General features: G+C 35.2%; 27 protein-coding genes. 25 read left to right on the top strand and 2 right to left on the bottom strand.

Features of this window, described 5'->3' with window-relative positions; translation table 11 throughout:
• Window positions 1–170: 170 nt before the first annotated feature.
• Window positions 171–734: a nitroreductase gene (locus tag KBI38_04805; protein ID MBP8629392.1), complete on the bottom strand. Its 564-nt coding sequence runs from the start codon at window positions 732–734 to the stop codon at window positions 171–173.
• A 237-nt stretch (window positions 735–971) separates the two neighbouring features.
• Between KBI38_04805 and KBI38_04800 the strand changes: the two genes are divergently transcribed.
• The 5 genes from KBI38_04800 (at window position 972) to KBI38_04780 (ending at window position 5,277) form a co-directional block, all read left to right on the top strand.
• Window positions 972–1,808, top strand: a complete 837-nt coding sequence (locus KBI38_04800; protein MBP8629391.1) for a transporter substrate-binding domain-containing protein — start codon at window positions 972–974, stop codon at window positions 1,806–1,808.
• A 69-nt stretch (window positions 1,809–1,877) separates the two neighbouring features.
• Window positions 1,878–2,672 (top strand): amino acid ABC transporter permease, encoded by a 795-nt coding sequence (locus KBI38_04795; protein MBP8629390.1) that lies wholly within the window; start codon window positions 1,878–1,880, stop codon window positions 2,670–2,672.
• A 22-nt stretch (window positions 2,673–2,694) separates the two neighbouring features.
• The gene (locus KBI38_04790; GenBank protein ID MBP8629389.1) at window positions 2,695–3,423 is read left to right on the top strand and encodes an amino acid ABC transporter ATP-binding protein; all 729 of its coding nucleotides are present in this window, start codon (window positions 2,695–2,697) and stop codon (window positions 3,421–3,423) included.
• Window positions 3,424–3,480: 57 nt separating this feature from the next.
• A complete protein-coding gene (locus KBI38_04785; GenBank protein MBP8629388.1) occupies window positions 3,481–4,440 on the top strand; it encodes a glycosyltransferase family 2 protein in 960 nt (319 codons plus the stop codon).
• A 183-nt stretch (window positions 4,441–4,623) separates the two neighbouring features.
• Window positions 4,624–5,277: a C40 family peptidase gene (locus KBI38_04780; GenBank protein MBP8629387.1), complete on the top strand. Its 654-nt coding sequence runs from the start codon at window positions 4,624–4,626 to the stop codon at window positions 5,275–5,277.
• A 164-nt stretch (window positions 5,278–5,441) separates the two neighbouring features.
• On the opposite strand, the gene KBI38_04775 is transcribed toward KBI38_04780, so the two are convergent.
• A complete protein-coding gene (locus KBI38_04775) occupies window positions 5,442–6,491 on the bottom strand; it encodes a nicotinate phosphoribosyltransferase (protein MBP8629386.1) in 1,050 nt (349 codons plus the stop codon).
• Between the two features lie 86 nt (window positions 6,492–6,577).
• Here KBI38_04775 and folP point away from each other — a divergent pair, with 86 nt between their 5' ends.
• The 20 genes from folP to KBI38_04675 all read left to right on the top strand — a co-directional run.
• A complete protein-coding gene (folP, locus tag KBI38_04770; protein ID MBP8629385.1) occupies window positions 6,578–7,789 on the top strand; it encodes a dihydropteroate synthase in 1,212 nt (403 codons plus the stop codon).
• Window positions 7,779–8,144: a dihydroneopterin aldolase gene (gene folB, locus KBI38_04765; protein MBP8629384.1), complete on the top strand. Its 366-nt coding sequence runs from the start codon at window positions 7,779–7,781 to the stop codon at window positions 8,142–8,144. Before folP ends, folB begins: the two co-directional genes overlap by 11 nt.
• The gene (folK, locus tag KBI38_04760) at window positions 8,144–8,641 is read left to right on the top strand and encodes a 2-amino-4-hydroxy-6-hydroxymethyldihydropteridine diphosphokinase (GenBank protein ID MBP8629383.1); all 498 of its coding nucleotides are present in this window, start codon (window positions 8,144–8,146) and stop codon (window positions 8,639–8,641) included. Before folB ends, folK begins: the two co-directional genes overlap by 1 nt.
• Before the next feature lie 66 nt (window positions 8,642–8,707).
• Window positions 8,708–9,796, top strand: coding sequence for a DNA-processing protein DprA (gene dprA, locus KBI38_04755; protein MBP8629382.1), 1,089 nt, complete (start codon window positions 8,708–8,710; stop codon window positions 9,794–9,796).
• Window positions 9,793–11,991 carry a type I DNA topoisomerase gene (topA, locus tag KBI38_04750; GenBank protein MBP8629381.1) on the top strand — a complete coding sequence of 733 codons (2,199 nt, stop codon included), beginning with the start codon at window positions 9,793–9,795 and terminating at the stop codon, window positions 11,989–11,991. Before dprA ends, topA begins: the two co-directional genes overlap by 4 nt.
• An 18-nt stretch (window positions 11,992–12,009) precedes the next feature.
• A complete protein-coding gene (trmFO, locus tag KBI38_04745) occupies window positions 12,010–13,320 on the top strand; it encodes an FADH(2)-oxidizing methylenetetrahydrofolate--tRNA-(uracil(54)-C(5))-methyltransferase TrmFO (GenBank protein ID MBP8629380.1) in 1,311 nt (436 codons plus the stop codon).
• 9 nt (window positions 13,321–13,329) lie between these two features.
• Window positions 13,330–13,863, top strand: a complete 534-nt coding sequence (gene hslV / locus KBI38_04740; GenBank protein ID MBP8629379.1) for an ATP-dependent protease subunit HslV — start codon at window positions 13,330–13,332, stop codon at window positions 13,861–13,863.
• A gap of 9 nt (window positions 13,864–13,872) precedes the next feature.
• The gene (hslU, locus tag KBI38_04735) at window positions 13,873–15,276 is read left to right on the top strand and encodes an ATP-dependent protease ATPase subunit HslU (protein ID MBP8629378.1); all 1,404 of its coding nucleotides are present in this window, start codon (window positions 13,873–13,875) and stop codon (window positions 15,274–15,276) included.
• A gap of 25 nt (window positions 15,277–15,301) precedes the next feature.
• Entirely contained in the window at window positions 15,302–16,072 is a 771-nt protein-coding gene (gene codY, locus KBI38_04730) for a GTP-sensing pleiotropic transcriptional regulator CodY (protein ID MBP8629377.1), read from the top strand.
• 204 nt (window positions 16,073–16,276) lie between these two features.
• Window positions 16,277–16,696, top strand: a complete 420-nt coding sequence (flgB, locus tag KBI38_04725; protein ID MBP8629376.1) for a flagellar basal body rod protein FlgB — start codon at window positions 16,277–16,279, stop codon at window positions 16,694–16,696.
• Between the two features lie 21 nt (window positions 16,697–16,717).
• Window positions 16,718–17,161, top strand: coding sequence for a flagellar basal body rod protein FlgC (gene flgC / locus KBI38_04720; GenBank protein MBP8629375.1), 444 nt, complete (start codon window positions 16,718–16,720; stop codon window positions 17,159–17,161).
• 13 nt (window positions 17,162–17,174) lie between these two features.
• Entirely contained in the window at window positions 17,175–17,474 is a 300-nt protein-coding gene (fliE, locus tag KBI38_04715; GenBank protein MBP8629374.1) for a flagellar hook-basal body complex protein FliE, read from the top strand.
• A 38-nt stretch (window positions 17,475–17,512) separates the two neighbouring features.
• Window positions 17,513–19,084 (top strand): flagellar M-ring protein FliF, encoded by a 1,572-nt coding sequence (gene fliF, locus KBI38_04710; GenBank protein MBP8629373.1) that lies wholly within the window; start codon window positions 17,513–17,515, stop codon window positions 19,082–19,084.
• An 84-nt stretch (window positions 19,085–19,168) separates the two neighbouring features.
• Window positions 19,169–20,179: a flagellar motor switch protein FliG gene (gene fliG / locus KBI38_04705; protein MBP8629372.1), complete on the top strand. Its 1,011-nt coding sequence runs from the start codon at window positions 19,169–19,171 to the stop codon at window positions 20,177–20,179.
• The gene (locus tag KBI38_04700) at window positions 20,172–20,963 is read left to right on the top strand and encodes a flagellar assembly protein FliH (protein MBP8629371.1); all 792 of its coding nucleotides are present in this window, start codon (window positions 20,172–20,174) and stop codon (window positions 20,961–20,963) included. Before fliG ends, KBI38_04700 begins: the two co-directional genes overlap by 8 nt.
• A 1-nt stretch (window position 20,964) precedes the next feature.
• Window positions 20,965–22,281 (top strand): flagellar protein export ATPase FliI, encoded by a 1,317-nt coding sequence (fliI, locus tag KBI38_04695; protein ID MBP8629370.1) that lies wholly within the window; start codon window positions 20,965–20,967, stop codon window positions 22,279–22,281.
• A gap of 22 nt (window positions 22,282–22,303) precedes the next feature.
• On the top strand, window positions 22,304–22,750 hold the full coding sequence (gene fliJ / locus KBI38_04690; GenBank protein MBP8629369.1) for a flagellar export protein FliJ: 447 nt from the start codon (window positions 22,304–22,306) through the stop codon (window positions 22,748–22,750).
• Between the two features lie 4 nt (window positions 22,751–22,754).
• Entirely contained in the window at window positions 22,755–23,309 is a 555-nt protein-coding gene (locus tag KBI38_04685; protein MBP8629368.1) for a lytic transglycosylase domain-containing protein, read from the top strand.
• Window positions 23,310–23,336: 27 nt separating this feature from the next.
• The gene (locus KBI38_04680) at window positions 23,337–24,032 is read left to right on the top strand and encodes a magnesium transporter MgtE (protein ID MBP8629367.1); all 696 of its coding nucleotides are present in this window, start codon (window positions 23,337–23,339) and stop codon (window positions 24,030–24,032) included.
• 52 nt (window positions 24,033–24,084) lie between these two features.
• The coding region (locus tag KBI38_04675) for a hypothetical protein (GenBank protein MBP8629366.1) at window positions 24,085–24,582 on the top strand (498 nt) is incomplete at its 3' end.

The following is a 24,582-nucleotide window of genomic DNA, read 5'->3' as shown; positions in this document are numbered from 1 at the left end:
AGGGATGAAGTTGCCCGCTGATCCTTCCGGGTTGCGTCGCTTGAATTATCAGGTAACTGATAATCTAGATAAATGATCATCACCATAATGGTACAGAACTCGGCTTATTGACTACTCAATAAAAAAGAGGATTATATCAATTGATATAATCCTCTTTTTTATCTTTAATATCAGAGCCAATTCAAAATTTGTGGGTCTTTTTTAGGAATCGGTGGTTGATTTTTCTCAGGGTAGCCGACGATAATCGGTGCAATAACATTGTAATTTGGCGGAATATTTAATTTTTCTTTCATTTCTGCTGAATTCAAATAATGTGTGGCAAAACCAATCCAACAAGTTCCAAGCCCTTGGTTATGGGCATATAACATAAGATTTTGTGCGACTAGTGAACAGTCTTCAATAGGATGTAAGGTTTCAGTTTTACCGGAGATAATAATCAAAGTTTCAGCATTATAAAATAAATTAAAGTTTTCATCGGACATCAACTTAGAGTATTTTTTCAAAGGTGTATCTGCTTGACTGATTAAGGTTAAGACATCCTTTTTTCCGGCAGTTGATATTTCTTGTAATAAGTTAATATCTTGAATTATTGTGAAAGCCCAGGGCTGTGAATTTGTTGCAGTTGGAGCTTTAACAGCGGTTTCCAATAAATCTAAGATTACTTCTTTTGATAATTTTTTTTCAGCATACTTTCGTACAGAATGCCTGGTTATTATACAATCTTTTAAATCTATCATAATCACCTACTTTTCTTAGTTTAAAAAAATTATGGCACAATAAAAAAATGCTGTCAATTAGCGTAAAATTGGTTATTATTAGCATACCTAAAAATACGCTAATAAATAGTACGGAAAATGCTATTTTAGAGGATTTTGCTAGCTTGACAATGCCTGTTTTGAATTGATACAATTAACAACAGGTATTTATACGTGAAAACATAATTTTAAGGAAAAATGAAAAGGGGATTGGAAATGAATAAATTTTTCAAGTTATTATTATGCTGTATGCTAGTTCTAGGATTAGCAGTAGTAGCGGGCTGCTCATCAACTAATAAGGCATCTAACGAAAAGGTGTTTAGAGTAGGGATGGAATGTGGGTATGCGCCATTTAATTGGACTCAAACTAATGCTGATAATGGTGCGGTGCAAATTAAAGGTACTCAAGAGTATGCTAATGGTTATGATGTAATGATTGCAAAACAAATTGCAGAAGCAATGGGTGCAAAACTAGAAATTCATAAAATTGAATGGGACGGCTTAACACCGGCAGTTAATGCTGGGAAAATTGATGCAGTTATTGCTGGGATGAGCATAACTGAAAAGAGAAAAGAAAGTGTAGCTTTTTCAGCGCCATATTATAATGCATCAATTGTTGTTTTAACGAAAAAAGATAGCAAGTTTGCTAATGCTAAAGGAATTAATGATTTAGCAGGCGCAGTTGTTACTTCACAATTAAACACTATTTGGTATGACTTAATTCCGCAAATTCCGTCAGTGCAAGCGAAACCGGCGATTGATAATGTTCCAAGTATGATTGTGGCATTGGACTCCGGTAAAGTAGAAGCGTTGATATTGGATCGACCAACGGCATTAGCTGCTGTACATTCTAATCCGGGATTAGTGGCAGTTGAATTTAAAGATGGTAATGGTTTTAAAGTTTCTAATGAAGATGTTGAAATGGGTGTAGCGGTAGCGAAAAATAATACAACTTTATTAGACCAAATTAATGCTAAGTTAACAGCAATTTCTGAAGCTGATCGTGATAAATTAATGGAAGAGGCAATTAAAAATCAGCCTTTATCCAAGTAGTTTGGTAAAATAGGACGGCAGATGCCGTCCTATTTTAAGTAATATTTAGAATATCAAGGTGGAAATTTTATGACAACAAATATGCCAAGCAGTTTTTTTGATTGGGTGTTATTTTTATTAAAAGAATACGGCGGGTTATTAGTTGAAGGTGCAATAGCAACGCTAATGTTGGCAGTAGTGGGAACGTTTATTGGTTGCATTATAGGCTTGATTGTTGGCGCTATTCAAACTATTAAGGTAAATCCCAAAGCTAATCCGGTAAAAAAAGCTTTAAATAAGGGCCTTCAAACATTATTAACTTCGTATGTAGAAATTTTCCGTGGAACGCCAATGATTGTTCAAGCAATGTTGGTTTATTATGGTTCAATGTATTTGTTTGAAATTGATATGTCGGCGATGTTTGCCGGGTTTTTAGTGGTGTCAGTTAATACCGGTGCTTATATGGCAGAAACTGTTCGTGGAGGCATTAGTTCGATTGATATAGGACAAACAGAAGCTGCCAAGGCTATTGGAATGAATCATTATCAAACGATGAAACATGTTATTTTACCGCAAGCGTTAAGAAATATAATGCCACAAATTGGTAACAATTTAATTATTAATATTAAAGATACTTCGGTGTTGAATGTTATCTCTGTTACTGAACTTTATTTTGTTTCAAAATCAGCTGCCGGAGTTTATTATAAATATTTTGAAGTTTTCTTTATCACTTGTGTCATTTATTTTATTATGACTTTTTCTGTTTCGTGCATTTTAAAATGGATTGAAAAGAAAATGGATGGTCCAGATAATTATGCCTTGGTAGAATATGATCCAATGGCAGACCCGTGCGGACCTTTTACAAGTAAGAAAGGCAGTAACTAATATGGAAAAAAACATAAATCCAATTTTGGAAATAAAACATTTAGTTAAGTTTTTTGGGGAAAGAGAAATTTTAAAAGATATTGATTTTAACACTTATAAAGGTGATGTTATTTGTATAATTGGTGCTTCTGGTTCGGGAAAATCAACTTTATTACGGTGCATCAATATGTTAGAAACGCCTACTTCTGGTGATATAATTTTTAAAGGTGTTAATATTAATCATAGTAATCAATCTATTCCGCTGTATCGCACAAAAGTTGGGATGGTTTTCCAACAGTTCAATTTATTTAATAATATGACTGTTTTGGAAAATTGTATGGTGGGACCTATTGAAGTCTTAAAACAAGACAAAGAAATAGTGCGAAAAAATGCATTGTACTATTTAAATAAGGTTGGGATGGCTCAATATAGTAATGCTAAACCACATCAATTATCCGGGGGACAAAGACAAAGAGTGGCTATTGCCAGAGCTTTGGCGATTGAACCGCAAATTTTATTATTTGATGAACCAACTTCAGCACTTGATCCGCAAATGGTGGGTGAAGTTTTAGAGGTTATGCGTGAATTGGCAAAAGAAGGTTTGACCATGATTATTGTTACTCATGAAATGGCATTTGCGAGGGATGTAGCAACTAGAGTTGTTTTTATGGATAATGGTGTTATTGCTGAAGATGATAAACCGGAAATTCTCTTTAATAATCCTAAAAATCATCGTACTAAAGAATTTTTATCAAGATTTAATAATAATTAAAACTACAAAACTCAACAGCTTTAAGTTGTTGAGTTTTTGTATGATGGAGGTGAGTATATGAAAAAAATATCAATTGTCGCACCGGTATATAATGAAGAAGATAATATTGAACATTTTTATGAGGAACTTTGTAAAGCGGTAGTTAATTTAGAATATGAGTTTGAGTTTATTTTTATTGATGATGGCTCGAAGGATAAAAGTGCTTTTATTTTGGAATCTCTGACCAAAAAAGATGATAGAGTTCGACCGTTATATTTATCTAGAAATTATGGGCACCAAATTGCTTTAACATGTGGACTGGATAATGCTGAAGGGACTGTGGTAATTTCGCTTGATTGCGATATGCAGCATCCCCCGGAACTTATACCGACTTTAATAAAAAAATGGGAAGATGGCTATGAAGTTGTGCAAACTATTAGAGTCGGAACCGAAGGTGTTTCGTGGTTTAAAAATAAAACTTCTAACTGGTTTTACAAATTAATTAATGCGATGTCTAAAGTAAAAATACAACCGGGGGGATCAGATTTTCGTCTGTTGGATCGTTGTGTGGTTGATAGTTTTAAGAAGTTTCATGAGAGGGCTAGATTCATTAGAGGGATGATTGGTGATATTGGTTATCGCCAAACTCAAATAGAGTTTGTGGCACCGAAACGTTTTGCCGGAACTTCTAAGTTTTCGCTTAAAAAAATGCTTAACTTTGCTTTAGATGGGATAACGGCCTATTCTAAACTACCACTGCGCTTTGCTTTTTATGCCGGGATAATTTCCGGAGTGATCAGCATTATTGTGATGCTTCATGTTATTTATATAAAATTATTTACTGCTGATGCTGTTCCGGGCTGGGCAACGATTTCGGCCAGTATTTTACTGTTTGGTGGATTACAATTGATTGGGTTGGGGATTATCGGAGAATATATTGGCAGAATTTTTGAAGAGGTAAAACAGCGGCCTTTATATTTTTTACGACCAAATGCGCCGATTTTTAAAAATAAAAATGATGAATATGTAGAAAAATAACAAAATTATAGAGGATTTTTCGTTATGAGAACGAATATAAAATAGTGGATGAGATTAGAAAAAGCCGAATCTAACTCAAGAGCGGGGGAACCATATTCGGGGTGAATTTAACATTTGTTAATAGGGTGCTCTACCCTAATCCGTCAGCTAACCTCGTAGGCGAAAAGAGAGAGGAGTGACCTGGTGTCAAAGATCTTACGTATTTTTGTCCTAGCACTAGTTTTTGTTAGCTATTTTTCAGTTGCAAATGCAGCATTTAGAACAGGAGACCAAGGCGAAGACATCCTGAAAATCCAAAATAGGTTAAATGACTTAGGGTATAGTGTTGTTGCAGATGGTGATTACGGCTCAGCTACGGCTGCAGCGGTAAGAGCGTTTCAAGCCGATAGAGGCCTTGATAGTGACGGTATTGTCGGACAGGCCACTTATCGTGCGATGTTAGGTAGTGAAATGCCGGTTAGCCGTTCTGGTTCAACCTCAATGGTTAGAGGCATTATTCAAAATGCTTACCAATATATTGGAACACCATATGTTTATGGTGGCACTAGTCCAGGTGGATTTGATTGTTCGGGATTTGTAAGATATGTTTTTGCTAATTATGGTGTCTATTTGCCTCGTACAGCTGATGCTCAATATGAAGTTGGTAGACATGTATCTTCCCTACAACCGGGAGATTTAGTGTTTTTCTCAACTGATGGCTATGGAGTATCACATTCCGGTATATACATTGGCAATAATGAATTTATCAGCGCTACTTCCAGTAGTGGGGTAAGAGTTGATTCTTTAGCCTATGGTTACTGGGGTAGATGCTATATTGGAGCAAGTCGAATATTATAATATTTAAAGGAGGATTTCCTCCTTATTTTTTTGCAAAAAAATAGGTCAAAATGTTGTCTAACATTTTGACCTATTACTATTTATGAAATAAATTGTCTTCATAAGAATAAAATGATATAAGAATTATACTGATAACTAATAATATATCTCCAGTAAATAACATATTATACCTCGCTTAATCTAGGATTTTCATTGTACTTTCGACCGAATTTAGCGCTAGGTTTATTATCAACCATTACAATGTCAGCAGTGTAGTCAATATTGTTTTTAAAAATACTGCTACCAATAGCATAAATATCTACAGCAACTTTATCGGCTTCAAATTGTTTGATCTTTTCGGCGTTGAAGCCACCGGAAACCATTATTTTAACATGGTTAAACCCAGCGTTATCAAGTGCTGAACGAACTTTTTGGACTAAGAATGGATTAACACCAGTCGGAACGAAAGTTCCAAGTTCAGTCCATAAGGATTTATCGACAACTTTATCAGAAGTATCAAGTCTGACCGCAAATAGTTTACCTTTAAGTGCTGTAGCGATTTCTAAAGCGGTGTTAACACAGTCGTTGTGAAAGTCAACTAAAGCCACAACTTTAACGGCAGAATCAATGTTTTCAGCAAAAGCTAAAGTTGCTCTAAGGGTATCGCCATGATAAGCGGCAATTAAGGCATGGGGGATTGTGCCAACAACGTTACCCTGCCAATAAAAAGCGTTGGCAGGAGTGGAAACACTATCAATACCGCCAATATGAGCGGCATAGCCATCGCTTTGCTGTACAGTGTAATGGTCAAAGCGTGAAGGAAAGAATATTACTGGTTTGCCCTTAGCAGCTTGAAGGGAGTTCTTAACATTAGTGGCAACTTTAGTTTGACGAGCTAAAACTCCCAGATAGACTGTTTCCAGATGGACGAAGTCAGCTAGTTTTCCTTCTATTAGCATAACAGTTTCCCAAGGGGCAATATCATCACCATCATGCAAAGCTTTAATTTTTAGTTGATGGCTGTTATCAGCACAATTTTTTATAATGGCAATAGCTTCATCTATCCCGCACAATGTCGCATCATTTCTTTGAAAAACCTGCATTACTACGGTTGGATTATAATGTTCTTTGGCTAATATTTCTTTAGTGCGCGAAAAATAGATATCAGAATAAAAGCCTGCTTTAATATCAGTAATTGGTAAGTTAAAACTATCAAGAGAACGTCTTTTTTTCATAAATACCTCCTACTGTCATTTGAATTTTATCTTAAGTATAACTTATGATACAATAAATATAACTTAAGTAGCAAGAGGAGACTGTAATGAATACAATTCCGTATATTATAAAATTAGAAGATATTAAAAGTGTAGAACAAGAATTATTTAATATCAACTGTGACAAGGTTGGTGTTGAAATAATGAAAGCAAAAGGGTTATTTAAAGTAGTTAAAATACCTAAAGTCAAAACCAAAGTAGCTAATGTTATTAAGCAAACTTTTTTAGCAAAAGGAGCAGAAGTTGCAGTAGCTAGAGGAACTATTGACCTTAGTATCGAATATACAGATTTATTGGTCTTTGCAACAATGAAACAATACAAAGTTGCGTTGGCACAATTAAAAATTCAACCATGGGGTGCGAAAAAAATCGCGGAACAGATTGAACTAGTAATTCAAGATTATAAAGCAACTACTGTGCGTGATTATCACTGGAGCGACAAAAGTTTAGTAATTGATAATAAAAAAACGCTGATAATGGGGATATTAAATTTAACGCCAGATTCATTTTCTGATGGTGGTAAGTTTAATAATGCTGACAAAGCCTTGCAACATTTAAATCAAATGATTGCCGACGGTGCTGATATTATTGATATTGGGGCTGAGTCTACTAGACCATATAATGGTGGAAAAAAAATTACGGCAAAGCAGGAATTAGAGCGTTTATTGCCAATATTAGAATATATATTACCAAAATGTCCGGTGCCAATATCAATAGACACCTATAAAGCTGAGGTGGCGGAAGCTGCGCTTAAGCTGGGAGCACATATTATTAATGATGTGTGGGGGTTACAATATGATCACAAAATGGCGGAGATAATTGCTAACTATAATGTCCCGGTTGTTGTGATGCATAACAAAGAAAATAATTTTTATGAAAATGATGTTATTGAAGAAATGCTAGCATTTTTACAGCAAAGTATTGATATTGGGTTAAAAGCTGGAATAAAACAAGAAAATATTATTATTGATCCAGGAATAGGTTTTGGTAAAGATACAAAACAAAATCTATATCTAATGGCAAAGTTAGAAAGATTACAAGCTTTGGGATGTCCGATTTTACTGGGAACATCCCGAAAAAGATTTATTGGCGAGACCTTAGGGGTAGAAGTGGATGAAAGAGTTGAAGGCACAATTGCCACGGCTGTTTTAGGTAAAACTAAGGGGGTGCAAATTTTAAGAGTACATGATGTTAAGGCGGTAACAAGAGCAATAAAAATGACAGATATAATTATGGAGAGTGAATTATATGAAAAATAATATTTTATTAAAAAACTTAATGTTTTACGGATTTCATGGTGCTTTTGAGCATGAAAGAGAATTAGGGCAACGTTATTATCTAGATGTACAAATGGAAGTTGATTTTGATAAAGCGGCGTTAAGTGATGATTTAAGTGATGCTGTAAATTATGTGGAAATTTACAATTTAATTAAAGATATTGTGGAAAATAAAAGATTTTGTTTGATGGAAGCGTTAGCGGCAAATGTTGGTGACAGCATTTTATTAGAGTTTGATCAAATTATTGGTGTTTCCGTAAAGGTTCGTAAACCGGCTGTGCCGATTGCCGGAGGGTTGGATTATGTACAAATTGAGGTTTTACGGAGACGTTCTTAATGATTCTGTTGGGCTTAGGGACTAATATTGGAAATCGTCAGGAAAATATTTTGACAGCCTTGCAGTTGTTGAATGAGGTTGTCAAAATATTACAAGTATCATCGCTGTATGAAACAGAACCGGTTGGTTTTAAAAACCAACCGCAATTTTTAAATATTGTTGTAAGTATTGACACCACATTATCACCGATGATTTTATTGCAAAAATGTTTGGAAATTGAAGAAGAAATGGGACGGAAAAGGCTTGTTCATTGGGGACCGCGCTTGATTGATATTGATATTTTAACTTATAAGAATGAAACAGTTAATGAAGAAAATTTAAAAATTCCACATCCTTTTCTCGCAGAACGTAAATTTGTGTTAATCCCGATTGCAGAACTAAATGAAAAGTTTTGTTTACAAGGTAAATCAATAGCGACTTTGTTAAAGGATTGTCCGGATAAAACTACAATTGAAAAGTATAAAGATGATATATCGAAATTTATACCCCAAATATAGTCTTATATTTGGGGTATAAATTTCAATATAAAGCAAAACCATAATAATAAATGGTGGTGAGTTATTTTGGAAAACATGTTTTTGATTTCTTTAACCAAAGTCCCCGGTTTAGGTTATCAACAAATACAAAAATTGATAAAATATTTTGGTTCGAGTCAAACAGTTTGGGAAGCAAGTGAAAAAGATATCATATTAAGTGGTTGCCTCAATAAAGGTATTTGTGATAAACTTCTTAAAATGAGAGGGGTAAATAATAACCCCGATTTTTGGGCGAAAGAATTGACCAAGAAGAATATCAAGGTTTGTAGCATTTATGATGAAGTTTATCCTGATAAGCTACGTCATATCTTTAATCCACCGGTGCTGTTTTATTATTATGGTGCAATGATAGATTTTTCTAATAGTATTGCGATTGTCGGTTCTCGTAAAGCTACAAGTTACGGAAAAAATGTAGCTAAGATGTTAGCAGGCGAGATAACAGCAGCAACGGGGTTAGTTGTTAGTGGTGGAGCTAGAGGCATAGATACAGCAGCTCATCTTGGAGCGTTAGAACAAGGTGCAACAGTTGCAGTATTGGGCTGTGGGATTGATGTTGTTTATCCACCGGAAAATAAAAAGATATTTGATAAAATAAAAGATAATGGGATGATTATTTCAGAGTATTATCCCGGAACAAAACCTAATCCGGCTTATTTTCCTTGTCGCAATAGAATTATTAGTGGCTTGGTGAATGGAATAGTCGTTGTTGAAGCGGCAGAAAAGAGTGGTGCGCTGATAACAGCGGAATTGGCGTTAAGTGAAGGTCGGGACATTTTTGCTGTGCCCGGAAGTATTTTTGCCGAGCAAAGTAGAGGTTGCAATGCTTTAATTAAGCAAGGGGCAAAATTAGTTCAGTCAAGCCAAGATATTTTAGAAGAATATTCTTGGGCAAAAAGAATTAAGGCAACCGAACAATTAACTGTGACACCAGAAGAGAACGCAATTTTACAATTGCTTTCTGCTGAAGTCGGTAGTAGTATCGATGAGTTAGTGCTGGAAAGTCAGTTTGATATAAGCGCAGTAAGTTTTATATTATTACAATTAGAATTAAGGGGATTAGTGATTAAGACGAGCTATCAAAGCTACATAAAAATCGCTAAGGAGGTAGTATTTTGAGTAAAACATTAGTGGTGGTGGAATCACCGGCTAAAGCTAAAACGATTGAAAAGTTTTTAGGGAAGAACTATACAGTTTTAGCATCAATGGGACATTTAAGAGATTTGCCGAAAAGTCAGTTTGGGATAGATGTTGAAAATAATTTTGCTCCTAAGTATATTAATATTAGAGGTAAGGGTGATATTATAAAAAAACTTAAAACAGCAGCGAAAAATGCTGATAAAGTTTTTCTAGCCTCTGACCCTGACCGTGAAGGTGAGGCCATTGCTTGGCATTTAGCTCATATTTTAAATATTGATAATAACGAAAATTGTCGAATTGTTTTCAATGAAATAACGAAAAATGCTATCCAAGGTGCGGTGAAAAAACCGAATAAAATCAATCATGATAGGGTTGATGCCCAACAAGCCAGAAGAATGTTGGATCGTATTGTTGGTTATAAACTTAGTCCGCTGTTATGGAAAAAAGTTCGTAAGGGCTTAAGCGCGGGTCGAGTTCAATCAGTTACGGTCAAAATGATTTGTGATCGGGAAAAAGAAATAGAGCGTTTTATCAGTAAAGAATATTGGAGTATTCCGGTTAAATTAAAAGAACATAATAAAGGTTCCAATTTTGAGGCAGTGTTAACCTCTTGTCGTGGTGAAAAAATTGAAATAAATGATGAAGCTACGGCGGAAAAGATAAAAAATGAATTAGAACAAGCAAGCTTTATTGTTGCAGATGTTAAAAAAAGAGAACGTCAGCGTAAACCGGTAGCACCATTTATTACGAGCACGCTACAACAAGATGCTTCGCGTAAATTAGGATTTACATCGCGTAAAACGATGATGGTTGCACAACAATTATACGAAGGCGTAGAATTGGGGCGTAAAGGTCCGGTCGGTTTAATAACCTATATGCGTACTGATTCAACTAGAATTTCTGAAATAGCACAACAAGAAGCTGCTACTTATATTGTTGAAAAATTCGGCGATAGCTATTTGCCGGCAACTCCGCCTAATTATAGCAATAAAAAAGCGCAAGATGCCCATGAGGCAATTAGACCGACAGAAATTGTATTAGTGCCAGAAAACTTAGAAAAATATTTGTCAAAAGATCAATATAAGTTATATAAGCTTATCTGGGAAAGATTTTTAGCTAGTCAAATGATGCCGGCTGTTTATGATACAGTGGCAGTAGCCATTAAGGCCGATCAATATGAACTTAAAGCCAATGGTTCAATTATGAAATTCCCTGGGTTTATGGCGGTGTATGTCGAAGGAAAAGATAACAAAGAAGATGATAAGGATGTTACTTTGCCGGAACTTGAAATAAATCAAGCATTGATATTACATAAGGTTTTACCCAAACAACATTTTACGGAGCCACCACCACGCTATACCGAAGCGTCATTAGTGAAGGTTCTGGAGGAAAAAGGAATTGGTCGACCTAGTACATATTCTCCGATTATTGAAACTATTTTAGGTCGAGGGTATGTTATAAAAATAGAAAAGAAATTTCAACCGACTGAGCTGGGCTTTGTTGTTGTTGACTTATTAAATGAGTATTTTGAAAAAATTGTTGATGCTCAATTTTCTGCAAGCCTTGAAAATAAACTAGATGAAATTGCGGTTGGGCAAATCAATAAAAATCAATTATTGCAAGAGTTTTACGGACCGTTTGCTGAAACTTTAAGTCATGCTGAAGAGGTTATTGGTCAGGTAGAATTACCGGTAGAAGTATCTGATATTCCATGTGAAAATTGTGGAAGACTAATGGTTATAAAACAAGGCCGTTTTGGTAAGTTTTTAGCTTGTCCAGGTTTTCCGGAATGCCGAAATGCTAAGCCTTTATTAAAAGAGATTGGGGTAAAGTGCCCGAAATGTCAGGCGGAAATTGTTGAACGCAAAACTAAAAGACGGCGGATTTTTTATGGTTGTAAAGCATACCCAGAGTGCGATTATGTAACTTGGGATGTTCCACAAACGCAAAATTGTGAAAAATGTGGAAGCTTTATTTTACGACATAATATGAGTAGTGGTAGGTTCTTAAATTATTGTAGTAATGAAAGTTGTGAAACAAGAATTGATCATCCAATCAATAAAATTATAGATAAGCAAAAGAAAAAAGAAGCAACAGACAATGATAAAGTTAATGTTGCTGAAAAAAAGAAGACAGTAGCTAAAAAAACTGTTAAGAAAAAAACTAAGAAATAATGAATGTGAGGAACGGTTGTGACTAAAGTTATTGTAATTGGCGCCGGATTAGCTGGATCTGAAGCGGCATGGCAAATTGCCCAACGTGGTTGTAATGTTGAGTTATATGAAATGAGACCAAGTGTTAATACACCGGCGCATAAAACTGAGTATTATGCAGAATTGGTATGTAGTAATTCTTTGCGTGGTGCTACTATTGAAAATGCAGTAGGATTGTTAAAAGAAGAAATGAGACAATTAAATTCCTTAATTATCGAAGCTGCTGATCATACTAAGGTTCCGGCCGGTGGAGCTTTAGCTGTAGACCGTGAGGAATTTAGTAAATACATTACAGAAAAAATTAAAGCACATCCGTTGATAAAGATAATAAACGCTGAAATAACGACAGTGCCACAGGATGAAATTGTTATTATTGCCAGTGGTCCACTTACATCACCAACCTTATCAGCTGAAATAGCTAAGATTACCGGTGAAGAATATTTATATTTTTATGATGCGGCGGCACCGATTTTAGAAATCGATTCCGTAGATTTAAATAAAGTGTATAAAGCTTCTAGATATGGTAAAGGTGATGATGATTATTATAATTGTCCGATGAATAAAGAAGAGTATTTAAACTTCTGGAATGAGTTGGTCAAGGCCGAAACAACACCGTTGAAAGAGTTTGAAAAAGCAATTTTCTTTGAAGGTTGTATGCCGGTAGAAGAAATGGCTAGTCGTGGTGTTGATACTCTGCGTTATGGTCCGTTAAAGCCAGTGGGCTTAGAACATCCTGTTACTGGTGAAAAGCCTTATGCGGTAGTGCAATTAAGACAAGATAATCATGCCGGAACTCTTTATAACATTGTAGGTTTTCAAACTCATTTGAAATGGCCGGAGCAAAAAAGGGTGTTTGGTTTGATTCCGGGGTTAGAAAAAGCCGAATTTGTGCGTTATGGTGTAATGCATCGAAATACCTTTATCAATTCTCCGAAGATATTAAAACCAACAATGCAGATGAAAGAAAATAGCAATATCTTTTTTGCCGGACAAATAACAGGAGTGGAAGGTTATGTTGAATCTGCCTCTTCGGGGTTAATTGCCGGAATTAATGCTGCAAAATTGGCAAAAAATGAAGATTTAATTGAATTACAAAGTGATACTGCCCATGGGGCTTTGTGTCAATATATAACTAATGCTGATATGAAAAAATTTCAACCGATGAATGTTAACTTTGGACTATTGCCACCATTAGAAGAAAGAATAAAAGATAAAAAATTAAAAAATAGAACCATTGCTCAAAGAGCGTTGGATCGCTTAAACCAATATAAAGAAGTACTGTTGAAATAGGAGGGTTTTATGTTTCATGCCACGACAATTGTAGCAGTAAACCACCAGGGTAAAATTGCGATGGCCGGTGATGGTCAAGTTACCTTTGGTGGAAATACTGTTATGAAACACAAAGCTAAAAAAGTCCGTAAATTATACAAAGGAAAAGTTTTAGCCGGATTTGCCGGATCGGTAGCAGACGCATTTACCTTGTTTGAAAAGTTTGAAGCTAAATTGGAAAGTTATAATGGCAATCTTACCAGAGCTGCCGTGGAACTATCGAAAGAGTGGCGGACTGATAAAATCTTAAGACGATTAGAGGCAATGCTAATAGTTGCTGACAGTGAAAACATGCTGGTTTTATCAGGAAACGGCGAAGTGATTGAGCCTGATGATGGTGTTATTGCTATTGGTTCGGGGGGCTCATATGCGTTGGCCGCAGCGAAGGCTCTTGTAAAATATTCTGAACTGACAGCACAAGAAATAAGTACAGAAGCCTTAAAGATTGCTGCTGATATTTGTGTTTTTACTAACAATAATATTACTGTAGAATTTTTAGACTAGGAGACAGTTATGAACGAAAAAACACCAAAACAAATTGTAAGTGAGCTAGATAAATATATTGTTGGACAATTTCAGGCAAAAAAATCAGTAGCAATTGCTTTGCGTAATAGATGGCGTAGTAAACGGTTAGCGACAGAGCTAAAAGATGATGTTATTCCTAAGAATATTTTAATGATTGGTTCAACCGGTGTCGGAAAAACAGAAATAGCACGACGCATTGCCAAATTAGTACAAGCGCCTTTTATTAAGGTGGAAGCGACTAAATTTACAGAAGTTGGTTATATTGGCCGCGATGTTGAGTCAATAATTAGAGATTTAGCAGAAAAAGCGATACAAATAGTAAAAAGTAATCATTTACAAAAAGTTGAAAGTGACGCTAAAATTATAGTTGATGAGAAAATTTTAGATTGTTTTATGGAAGAACAAGGAGAAAATAAAAATCAGTTTGAATTACTGTTTAACAATCTAGAAAATAATGAACCTAAAGAACTCAGTATTTCAGCGGAAGCAGCAGCTGTTATTGAACAAGAAAAATTACAAAAAAAAGCAGAACTTAGAAATAAACTTTTAAATCAAGAGTTAGAAGATGAATTGATTGAAGTTTATGTTGAAGATAATAAAGGACCGATGGTAGGGATGATTGCGGGAGCTGGGTTAGAAGAGATTGGCAGTAACATTCAAGATATGCTGGGAAATTTATTGCCGAAAAAGCAAAAGAAGAAAAAAATAACAGTGAAAAATGCCAGAAAAATTTTCATGCAAGAAGAAGCACAAAAAATGATTGATATGGATAATGTCATCAATGAAGGCTTGGATTTAGCACAAAATAATGGTATTGTATTTATTGATGAAATTGATAAAATAGCCGGAAGAAATAATTCTTCCGGACCCGATGTGTCAAGAGAAGGCGTACAGCGTGATATATTACCGATTGTTGAAGGAACAACAGTAAATACTAAGTATGGTGCTGTGAAAACTGACCATATTTTATTTATTGCAGCCGGTGCGTTTCATATATCAAAGCCGTCGGAGTTGATTCCTGAATTACAAGGTCGTTTCCCGATTAGGGTGGAGTTAACCAACTTAAGTGAAGCTGATTTTAAGCAAATATTAACAGAGCCTGCCAATAGTCTAATAAAGCAATATCAGGCAATGTTAATGGCGGAAAATGTTAAAATAACCTTTAAGCTCGAGGCGATAGAAGAATTGGCCAAAATGGCTCATAAAGTCAATGAACAAATGGAAAACATAGGTGCGAGAAGGTTGCATACAATGTTAGAAAAACTGTTGGAAGATTTATCGTTTGAAGCTCCGGAATTAAGTGGAACAACCGTAATAATAGATCAACAATATGTTAAAGATAAACTTGGACATATTATTATAGATGAAGATTTAAGTCGCTTTATTTTATAGGTTTACTTTGAAAGGTAGGATTTAAATGGATAGCTTATTAGATAAAACCAGAAAGATAAATAAATTGCTGCAAAAATCAGAAAATGTTGAGTTCAATGGTATTTCCAGTGTATTAAGCAATGTTATCGTTTCCAATGTATATATTGTCGGTAAAAATGGTCAAATACTAGGCTATTCATTGTTGGACGAATTTGAATGCAACATCATGATGGATAATGTTGTAGCTGTTAGCGAATTTCCTAAAAGATATGTGGAATGGCTATTGAGAATAAATGAAACTTCGCCTAATTTGAGATTGAAAAGTGGTAATTGTGCCTTTGCAGATGGTGATAAGTGTTTATTTAATGATAAAATTACGACTATTGTACCGATATATGGTGTTGGGGAAAGAATCGGCACATTAATATTGGCTAAATTTAGTCAAGAGTTTACTGATGAAGATTTAATTTTGGCTGAATACGGTGCGACCGTAGTTGGGATGGAAATAATTCGTGACTCTACACAAAAGATTGAAGAAGAAGCCAGAAAAAAAGCTAGAGTGCAAATCGCGTTAACAACACTTTCATATTCTGAGAAAGAAGCGGCCATTAATATTTTCAATGAACTTGAAGGTAATGAGGGCTTATTAGTTGCTAGTAAAATTGCTGATAGAGCCGGAATAACAAGATCGGTTATTGTTAATGCTTTGAGAAAGTTTGAAAGTGCCGGTGTTATTGAGTCAAAATCATTGGGAATGAAAGGTACTTATATCAGAGTGCTAAATGATTTATTAATAGATGCGATAAGAAAAATTTGACAAAAAGAAACGTACCTAGGGTACGTTTCTTTTTGTGACTAGAGAGACGTTAGGACATTGTGACTATTTATGGAAAAATAGCTAAAATTTTTTTGAGCTTAAAGGAATTTTTCTAATTTATGTAGAAGTAGAATCTATGTGTTTTTGTGAGTATTTTTAACTTAAACCATAGTTTTAAGTTTTATTTTAATATGGAGGTATAAAATGTTAGATCGAATAACATCTTCTCCGGTAGTAAGCGTTTTACAAAATGCAATGGGAGCAGCTACTTTACGACAAAAGGTAATTAGCAATAACATTGCTAACGTTAATACTCCTAACTTCAAAAAAAGTGAAGTAATGTTTGAAGACTTATTAAGTCAAGAGTTAGATGATTCTAATGCTGGTAAATTGAAAATGGCCAGAACGAACGAAAAACATTTGCCTTTGAAAAAAGGCTTAAAAAATGTTCAGCCGGTTGTTGATCAAATCAATGAAACCAGCATGAGAACTGATAAAAATAATGTAGACATTGAAATTGAAATGGCTAACTTGGCAAAAAACAGTATTTATTATAATGCTGTAGCAACTAGGATGGGTGATTATTTTTCAGGGATGAAGAGCGTTATATCCGGACAAAAATAATGAAGAGATAGGAGTTTTTGTATGAGCATGTTTGGCGCTATTGATGCTTCGGCATCAGGTTTGACCGCTGAGAGACTAAGAATGGATGTTATTAGTAATAATATTGCTAATGCCAATACTACTAGAACAGTTGAAGGCGGGCCTTACAAACGAAAAATAGTTACATTTGAAGAACGTGATAATCAGGGCATTAATTCATTTTCACAAATATTATCGAAAAAGATGAAAACCGGTAGTGGTGTTAGAGCTACCGGTATAATTGAGGATGGGGCACCTGGGAAATTGGTATATGACCCCAATCATCCTGATGCCAATAAAGAAGGTTATGTGGAACTACCTAACCTAAATATTGTTTCGGAAATGGTAGATATGATTACGGCAACTAGAGCTTATGAAGCTAATACGACAGCGCTTAACTCCGCAAAAAGTATGGCGATGAAGGCTTTAGAAATTGGAAGAGGTTAAGGAGTAATATTAAATGAGAATTGAACCATTACAACTGATGCCTGTTAAAGCCAGTTTTGTTGATACAATCGGTAATCAACAGCAGGTAGAAACGAAGTCTTTTGGTGAATTTTTAAGTGATTCATTAAAAGAAGTTAATACATTAAAAAAACAATCAGAAGTAGCTAATATGAAGTTGGCAGCCGGACAAGTTGAAGATATTTCAGAAGTTGTTATTGCCGGTGAAAAGGCATCCATCGCTGTGCAGTTAACGATGCAAGTCCGTAATAAGATGGTCGAAGCTTACCAAGAAATAATGAGAATGCAAGTTTAGAATTAGCAATATGCGGTATTAGGTGAAAGGATGAGACGATGGCAGACTGGAAAGAACAGTCTCGACAGGTTTGGAACAAACTTGAAAAAAGGCAGAAATATACTATTATCATCACCGCAGTATTGCTTACTTTAGCGATATTAGGTGGCAGCTATTGGTGGGGTAATAGACCTGATATGGTGCCTTTATTTACAGGGATGGAAGCCAAAGATGCGGGCGAGGTTGCAGCTAAATTAAAAGAGATGAAGATAAAGTATGAACCGCAGGAGTCCTCTAACGGAACGGCAATTCTGGTGCCGTCAAAGGATGTTCATAATGCGAGAATAGAGCTTGCAACATTAGGCTTACCTAGAGGGCAAAAAGGCTTTGAAATATTTGACCAAAATAAGCTAGGTGTTACAGAATTCCAAAATAAAGTTAACTATTTGCAAGCTTTGCAAGGGGAATTGACTAGAACGATTGAGCAGATGGCAGAGGTTGAAAAAGCCAGAGTTCATATAGTATTACCGGAAGATAGTTTATACAAAAAAAATGAAAAACCGGCTACTGCTTCGATTATGTTGAAGCTTAAACCGGCAGCAGAGCTTTCTAAACAGCAAGTCAAAGGGATTGTTAACTTAGCGTCACATAGTATTCAAGGTTTGAAACCTGAGAATATAACAATTGTCGATGTGTCCGGCAAAGTTTTAAATAATTCCAATGAGCAAGATGACTCTGTGGGAACAGTAACTTTAACGCAATTGCAAATGACTAAAAAAGTTCAAGATAATTTACAAAATGATGTTCAAACACTATTAGATCAAGTTTTGGGAGCAGGTAAAGCTGTGGCCAGAGTTAACGTTGAACTCAATTTTGATCAACGAACTACGGATCGACAAGCTTTTGAACCTGTAGTTGATGATAAAGGGATAATTAGAAGTTCACAAGAAAGTAATGAATCTTACAAAGGTACTGGTAACACCTCCGGCGGACCGGCTGGTACAACTTCTAACATTCCGGGCTATGTTGCTAATAACAATACTACGCAATCGGAATACGAGAAAAAAGAAGTTACACGCAATTATGAAATTAATGAAACTAAAGAAAAAGTTATTGCTGCACCGGGATCAATTAAAAGATTGACGGTAGCGGTGTTAGTCGATGAAAAAATAAACAAAACACAACAGGATAGTTTATTAAAAGCTGTTTCATCTTCGATTGGTTTTAATGCAACGAGAGGTGATGCTATTTCGGTTGAAAGCTTGCCATTTAGCACTGAGTTAATGGATAAACAGCTAAAAGAAGAAGAAGAATTAGCAAAACAAAAAATGTATATGTGGATTGCTATTGGTGTACTAGCATTACTACTAATCTTAGGAATAGTGCTTGTTATCTTAAGAAGACGCAAACAACGTATGCTAGAAGAAGCTGCAAAACAAAGAGAGTTAGAAAGTGCAATGATGAGAACTTCAGAGGGTGGTGTCTTTGTAGCTAGTGGAGAAACTGCTGAAGAAGAGTTAACGCCGGAACAAAAAGCGTTGTTAACTGAACGCGAAGCAATTGAAAAATTAATTCAAACAAGACCGGAAGACGTTGCACAATTAGTACGCACTTGGTTGGCAGAGGAATAATTTTGTTTCAGGGTTATCAATGATAACTCTGAAACAACTCTTATACAGTCGGAGTTAATATTTTAATAATATGTAGGTGAGTATATGTATGGTAGTGAACCATTAAATAATAAACAAAAAGCGGCAATTTTATTTATTACTCTAGGCCCGGAGTATTCCTCGATACTTTTTCAACATTTGCAAGATGAGGAGATTGAAAAACTCACCTTAGAAATAGCAAACCAAAGAAAAGTTACGCAAGAGCAAAAAGAACAAGTTATATCAGAGTTTTATCAAATGATGATAGCGAAAGAATATATTTCCAGTGGTGGTTTAGAGTATGCCAGAACGGTACTGGAAAAGGCACTTGGCACAGAAAAAGCAGTAAACATAATCAATAGATTGACAACCAGCTTACAAATAAGACCGTTTGATTTTGCCAGAAAAACTGATCCGGCACAACTACTTAACTTTATTCAATCTGAGCATCCGCAAACAATAGCATTGATTATGGCCTATTTACATCCAGAACAATCGGCAACAATATTATCGGCACTTCCTTCAGAACGCCAAGTAGAAGTAGCGAAAAGGATTGCGATGATGGATCGAACTTCACCGGATGTATTAAGAGATGTGGAACGAATCTTAGAAAGAAAATTATCATCGTTGGTTACACAAGACTTTACTACCGCTGGTGGTGTAGGCTCGATTGTTGAAGTCTTGAATAGGGTTGACAGAACTACTGAACGCACAATCATTGAGAACTTAGAAATTCAAAATCCAGAGCTTGCGGAAGAAATTAAACGCAGAATGTTTGTATTTGAAGATATTGTCATGTTAGATGACAGATCGTTACAATTAGTGCTTCGTGAAATTGAGTCTAAGGATTTAGCATTAGCACTGAAAGCGGCAACCTCAGATGTTGGCGAAAAAGTATTTAAAAATATGTCCAATCGTGCAGCTGAAATGTTACGAGAAGAAATTGAATATATGGGTCCTGTACGGATTAGAGATGTTGAAGAGTCACAACAAAAAGTTGTTAATGTTATTAGAAAATTAGAAGAGTCTGGTGAAATTGTTGTAGCTCGTGGTAAAGGGGACGAAATAATTGCATAAGGTGATAAAAAGTGTCAGCTTAGATAAAACACCAAAAATAATTATTAATCCCGAAATTCATATTGAAAAACCTGTTATTAAGGAAGGGCAACAAGCGAAAATCGATCTAGAGATGGAAAAAGCTTGTAATGCGATTATCGAAGAGCAAAATAAAAAAGCAGCTGAATTTATTAAGGCAGCAGAACTAGAAAAAGAAGATATTCTAAAAGAAGCTGAGAAACAAGCTGAGTTTATAATATTAGAAGCTGAAAAACAAGCTGAAACAATAAAAACTCAAGCTTATGATGAAGGTTTTCAACAAGGGCATGATGAGGGCGTAACAGCAGGGCTAGACGATATTAAACAACAAATGCAAGTTGAGATTGAAGAAGCGGTGGAAAAAGCCCAGCGAATCATAAAAACTGCAGAACAGCAGACAAAAGACAATATTTTAAAAGCAGAGCAACAAATTGTGGAAATTGCTGTAGCCATTGCTGAAAAAGTTATTCCGCAGCAATTTAACGAAATGCCAATGTTGGTATTGCCTTTAGTAAAATCAGCGTTGGAGAAGGTTCGTGATCAGGAAAATCTAAATATCAGAGTATCACCTGCTGATTACGAGTTAGTTTTATTAGCAAAATATGAATTCCAAATGATGATTGGCAAAGAAAATGCTATAGTTATTACGGCCGATAAGACTATTGAAAATGGCGGTTGTGTTATAGAAACTGATAGTGGTACGGTTGATGCGAGAGTTAGTACTCAAATGGATGTTTTGAAAAAAGCTGTAATGGATGTAATATAATATGGAATTTGATGTTAATAAATATATTAATGCGATAAATTTGTCTGAACCAATCAAAATGAATGGCAGAATAACGCAAGTTATTGGCTTGGTTATCGAATCACAAGGACCTAACGTAAGTTTAGGAGAGTTGTGTTACGTTAGCTCTAAGACTAATGACTCGCCACCTATTCCAGCTGAAGTGGTGGGGTTTCGTCAAGGCAGAGTTTTATTAATGCCAATTGGTGAAATGCAAGGAGTTGGGCCGGGGTGTGAAGTAATTTCGGCGCAAAGAATGTTAAAGGTTAATGTTGGTAGACATTTATTGGGGAGAATTCTAGATGGTTTAGGTAATCCGATTGATGGTAAAGGTCCGTTAGCGACAAATATGGAATATCCGCTCAATGCAATGCCACCACATCCATTGTCGCGCCCAAGAATAACGACCGAGGTTTCGGTGGGAGTTCGAGCTATTGATGGATTAATTACTATGGGTAGTGGACAACGGATTGGTATTATGGCAGGTAGTGGGGTCGGTAAAAGTACTTTACTAGGAATGATTGCTAGAAATACTGAGGCTGATATTAGTGTTATTGCTTTAATTGGTGAGCGTGGTCGCGAAGTTCGAGAGTTTATTGAACGTGACTTAGGCGAAGAAGGATTAAAAAAATCAGTAGTAATAGTGGCAACATCAGATCAACCAGCTTTAGTTAGAATAAAAGGTGCGATGACAGCAACTGCGATTGCTGAGTACTTTAGAGATCAAGGCATGAATGTTGTGTTGATGATGGACTCGGTAACCAGGTTTGCAATGGCACAACGTGAAGTGGGGTTAACAGTAGGTGAGCCACCGGCAACTAGAGGTTATACACCGTCGGTTTTTGCAATGTTACCTAAATTATTGGAACGAGCTGGTACTAGTGCTAATGGCTCAATTACTGGGATTTATACAGTGCTAGTTGATGGTGATGATATGAATGAACCTATTGCTGATGCTGTACGCAGTATTTTAGATGGACATATTGTTTTATCACGTAGTATTGCTGCACAAAATCATTATCCGGCAATTGATGTGTTAAATAGTGTAAGTAGGGTAATGTTGGAAATTGTTTCGAAGGAACATTATCAAGCAGCACAGAAACTAAGATCAATCTTAGCAGTGTATAAAGAGGCCGAAGATTTGATTAATATTGGTGCTTATGTTGCTGGTAGCAATCCAGGAATTGATAAAGCGATAACAATGATTAGTGCTGTTAAATCTTTTTTACAGCAAGGTGTTTATGAAAGTGATGATTATGACGATACAGTTAAAAAGCTACTAAATTTAATGATAGATTAGTAGTTAAAAGAGGTGCTAGATTGTGAAAAAGTTTAAGTTTCAGTTGGCTACTCTCTTAAAGGTTTCTGAACATAAAAAAGATCAAGCACAAATAATTTTCGCTGAAGCTGATACGAAATTATTAGTTGAAGAAGAAAAAATGGAGCAAGTATTAGCTGCTTATGAACAGTGTTTGCAAGACTATTATGAAGTTACAAAGAAAAGTATTGGGATAGATGAACTTAAGACGTATGCGGTTTATTTTGAAAAACTGCAAAATGACATAAAAAATCAACAAGAACAGGTCAGAATAGCAGTTGAATATAAAAATTGTTGTCTGAAAAAATTAGAAGAAGAAATAAGTAAATTAAAAACTATAGAGCAATTAAAAGAAAAAAAGATTGAAGAATATAAAACTGATTTACTACAAACAGAGCAGAAAGAATTAGATGAAATTGGCTTGCAAATATTTAAAAGAAATGTAAGGTGACAATATGATTGAAGCAATCAGCGGTATTGCCGGTGTTATGAAGCGGATAAGTCAAATTGAAAACATGATGAGTGTGAATCATTCTGAGTTAAGAGGCTTGAATTTTCAAAAAGTTCTAGATAATGAACAACAGAAAATTAAAAATACTGATAGTGGCATTAATAGTAATACTAAAGTTGATGGTGATTTTTCTTTTGAAAATATCATCAATGCCAGTGCTCAAAAATATGGTGTTGATAAAAACCTTATTAAAGCGGTTGCTAATGTTGAATCTAATTTTAATCCAAATGCAGTTTCAGAGGCCGGAGCCGTTGGTATTATGCAATTGATGCCCGATACAGCAAAAGCCTTAGGGGTAGCAAATAGTTATAACCCACAAGAAAATATTGATGGTGGTACAAAATACTTAAAAGAATTATTAAATACTTTTAACGGTGATGTTAAAAAGGCTGTTGCTGCTTATAATGCAGGGCCACAGGCGGTAAAAGCTTATAATGGAGTTCCGCCATATAAAGAAACAGAAAACTATGTCCAAAAAGTGCTTGATATTTATAAATAATAGCAACTTAGAAAGTAGGTTCTATTTATGGCAGTATCTCAAAAAAATAAAAATACTAAAGTGAAAAAAGAAGAAAAAAAAGAAGAAGTAGTAGTTGAAGAGCCAAAAACAGAGCCTCAACCCAAAAAACGCGGATTGCTATTTCGAATTTTTAAAATATTAATGATTGTTATTTTATTCTTTGCACTAATTGGTGGTGGCTTTGCAGTAGGAGTTTACTTAAACTTCTTTACCCCACAAGAATTAGGACAAAAATTAGAATTAAATAAGTATCCTATTATCGGTAAATATTTTGGCGGGGAAGAATTATCAAAGGAAGTTGTGGAAGAAAACCCACAAGCAGTAAAGGTTAATTTCCCTCCGGCAGTGTCTCCTGAAAAGATAGAGCAGAATGTGAAACAAGACTTATCAAAGCCGGTAGCAATTGATAAAGAAGAGTTAAAACGGCAAATGGAGTTAGCACAAAAAGAAGAGTTAAAACGCGTTGGTAAACTAGCAGTGTTATACGGCAGTATGAAGCCTGATGAAGCCGTTGGGCTGATGGAAAAGCTAGAAGATAATATAGTGCTGGCGATTTTTAGCAAAATGGAAGATGAACAGGTGGCAAAAATTTTAGCAAGGTTTGAACCGGATAGAGGGGCAGAATTGACTAAAAAAATGTATTTTGGAAATAATATCAAAAAAAATACTCAAGATAATAAAAATAACCTTGCACAAACTTGATAAATTGTATATGTTAAAATTAGAATATTAATTATTGAAAGGAGGTGAGAATATGCAAGGACAAGTAGTTATGCAAATGACAAATCCGGTAGCTGTTAATCAACCAACAAAAGTAGCTGTCAATGCTAAAACCGGCAATAATGCTAATTCTAATAATGCTGGGAGTTTTGCTAGTGAATTTAAAAATGCAGCAGAAAATATTTCAGAAAGTAATTTGGGCGAAGCTGTAACAGAGCAAAATGTTGCTAACATTTTAAATGTATTAGCACCAATTGGTTTAACTAATTTAATAGTTAACAATTTAAATGCCCCTGTTACAGAGAGTGTAAAGCAACAAGGTATTGCTGAAATTGGTGTAGTAAGTGCAGTTCCTTCAACAGCTCAAGTGCAAACTAATAATTTTTTATTGCCGTCTAACAATTTAAATTCTGAAGGTAGTGTTGAGATTAAAGGACAAGTTGACAATAATGTAGAATTACCTTTAGTGGACTTGAAAAATGATAAGGAAATTATACAAACTGTACAAAATAAGATACCAACCAATCAAGTT

This window comes from Negativicutes bacterium, from assembly GCA_018052945.1.
Classification (GTDB): Bacteria; Bacillota; Negativicutes; order JAGPMH01; family JAGPMH01; genus JAGPMH01.
Note: the sequence above shows the minus strand (reverse complement) of the source record. Positions and strands in the feature narration are given on the sequence as shown.

Excerpts from the sequence above, each read along its gene's own strand:
- folK (MBP8629383.1), top strand. The coding sequence starts at position 8,144 with ATGATTCTGTTGGGCTTAGGGACTAATATTGGAAATCGTCAGGAAAAT.
- KBI38_04785 (MBP8629388.1), top strand. The coding sequence starts at position 3,481 with ATGAAAAAAATATCAATTGTCGCACCGGTATATAATGAAGAAGATAAT.
- folB (MBP8629384.1), top strand. The coding sequence starts at position 7,779 with ATGAAAAATAATATTTTATTAAAAAACTTAATGTTTTACGGATTTCAT.
- hslU (MBP8629378.1), top strand. The coding sequence starts at position 13,873 with ATGAACGAAAAAACACCAAAACAAATTGTAAGTGAGCTAGATAAATAT.
- KBI38_04685 (MBP8629368.1), top strand. The coding sequence starts at position 22,755 with ATGATTGAAGCAATCAGCGGTATTGCCGGTGTTATGAAGCGGATAAGT.
- KBI38_04795 (MBP8629390.1), top strand. The coding sequence starts at position 1,878 with ATGACAACAAATATGCCAAGCAGTTTTTTTGATTGGGTGTTATTTTTA.
- flgB (MBP8629376.1), top strand. The coding sequence starts at position 16,277 with ATGTTAGATCGAATAACATCTTCTCCGGTAGTAAGCGTTTTACAAAAT.
- KBI38_04775 (MBP8629386.1), bottom strand. The coding sequence starts at position 6,491 with ATGAAAAAAAGACGTTCTCTTGATAGTTTTAACTTACCAATTACTGAT.
- fliI (MBP8629370.1), top strand. The coding sequence starts at position 20,965 with ATGGAATTTGATGTTAATAAATATATTAATGCGATAAATTTGTCTGAA.
- fliG (MBP8629372.1), top strand. The coding sequence starts at position 19,169 with ATGTATGGTAGTGAACCATTAAATAATAAACAAAAAGCGGCAATTTTA.
- flgC (MBP8629375.1), top strand. The coding sequence starts at position 16,718 with ATGAGCATGTTTGGCGCTATTGATGCTTCGGCATCAGGTTTGACCGCT.
- codY (MBP8629377.1), top strand. The coding sequence starts at position 15,302 with ATGGATAGCTTATTAGATAAAACCAGAAAGATAAATAAATTGCTGCAA.
- folP (MBP8629385.1), top strand. The coding sequence starts at position 6,578 with ATGAATACAATTCCGTATATTATAAAATTAGAAGATATTAAAAGTGTA.
- KBI38_04800 (MBP8629391.1), top strand. The coding sequence starts at position 972 with ATGAATAAATTTTTCAAGTTATTATTATGCTGTATGCTAGTTCTAGGA.
- fliE (MBP8629374.1), top strand. The coding sequence starts at position 17,175 with ATGAGAATTGAACCATTACAACTGATGCCTGTTAAAGCCAGTTTTGTT.
- hslV (MBP8629379.1), top strand. The coding sequence starts at position 13,330 with ATGTTTCATGCCACGACAATTGTAGCAGTAAACCACCAGGGTAAAATT.
- KBI38_04680 (MBP8629367.1), top strand. The coding sequence starts at position 23,337 with ATGGCAGTATCTCAAAAAAATAAAAATACTAAAGTGAAAAAAGAAGAA.
- fliF (MBP8629373.1), top strand. The coding sequence starts at position 17,513 with ATGGCAGACTGGAAAGAACAGTCTCGACAGGTTTGGAACAAACTTGAA.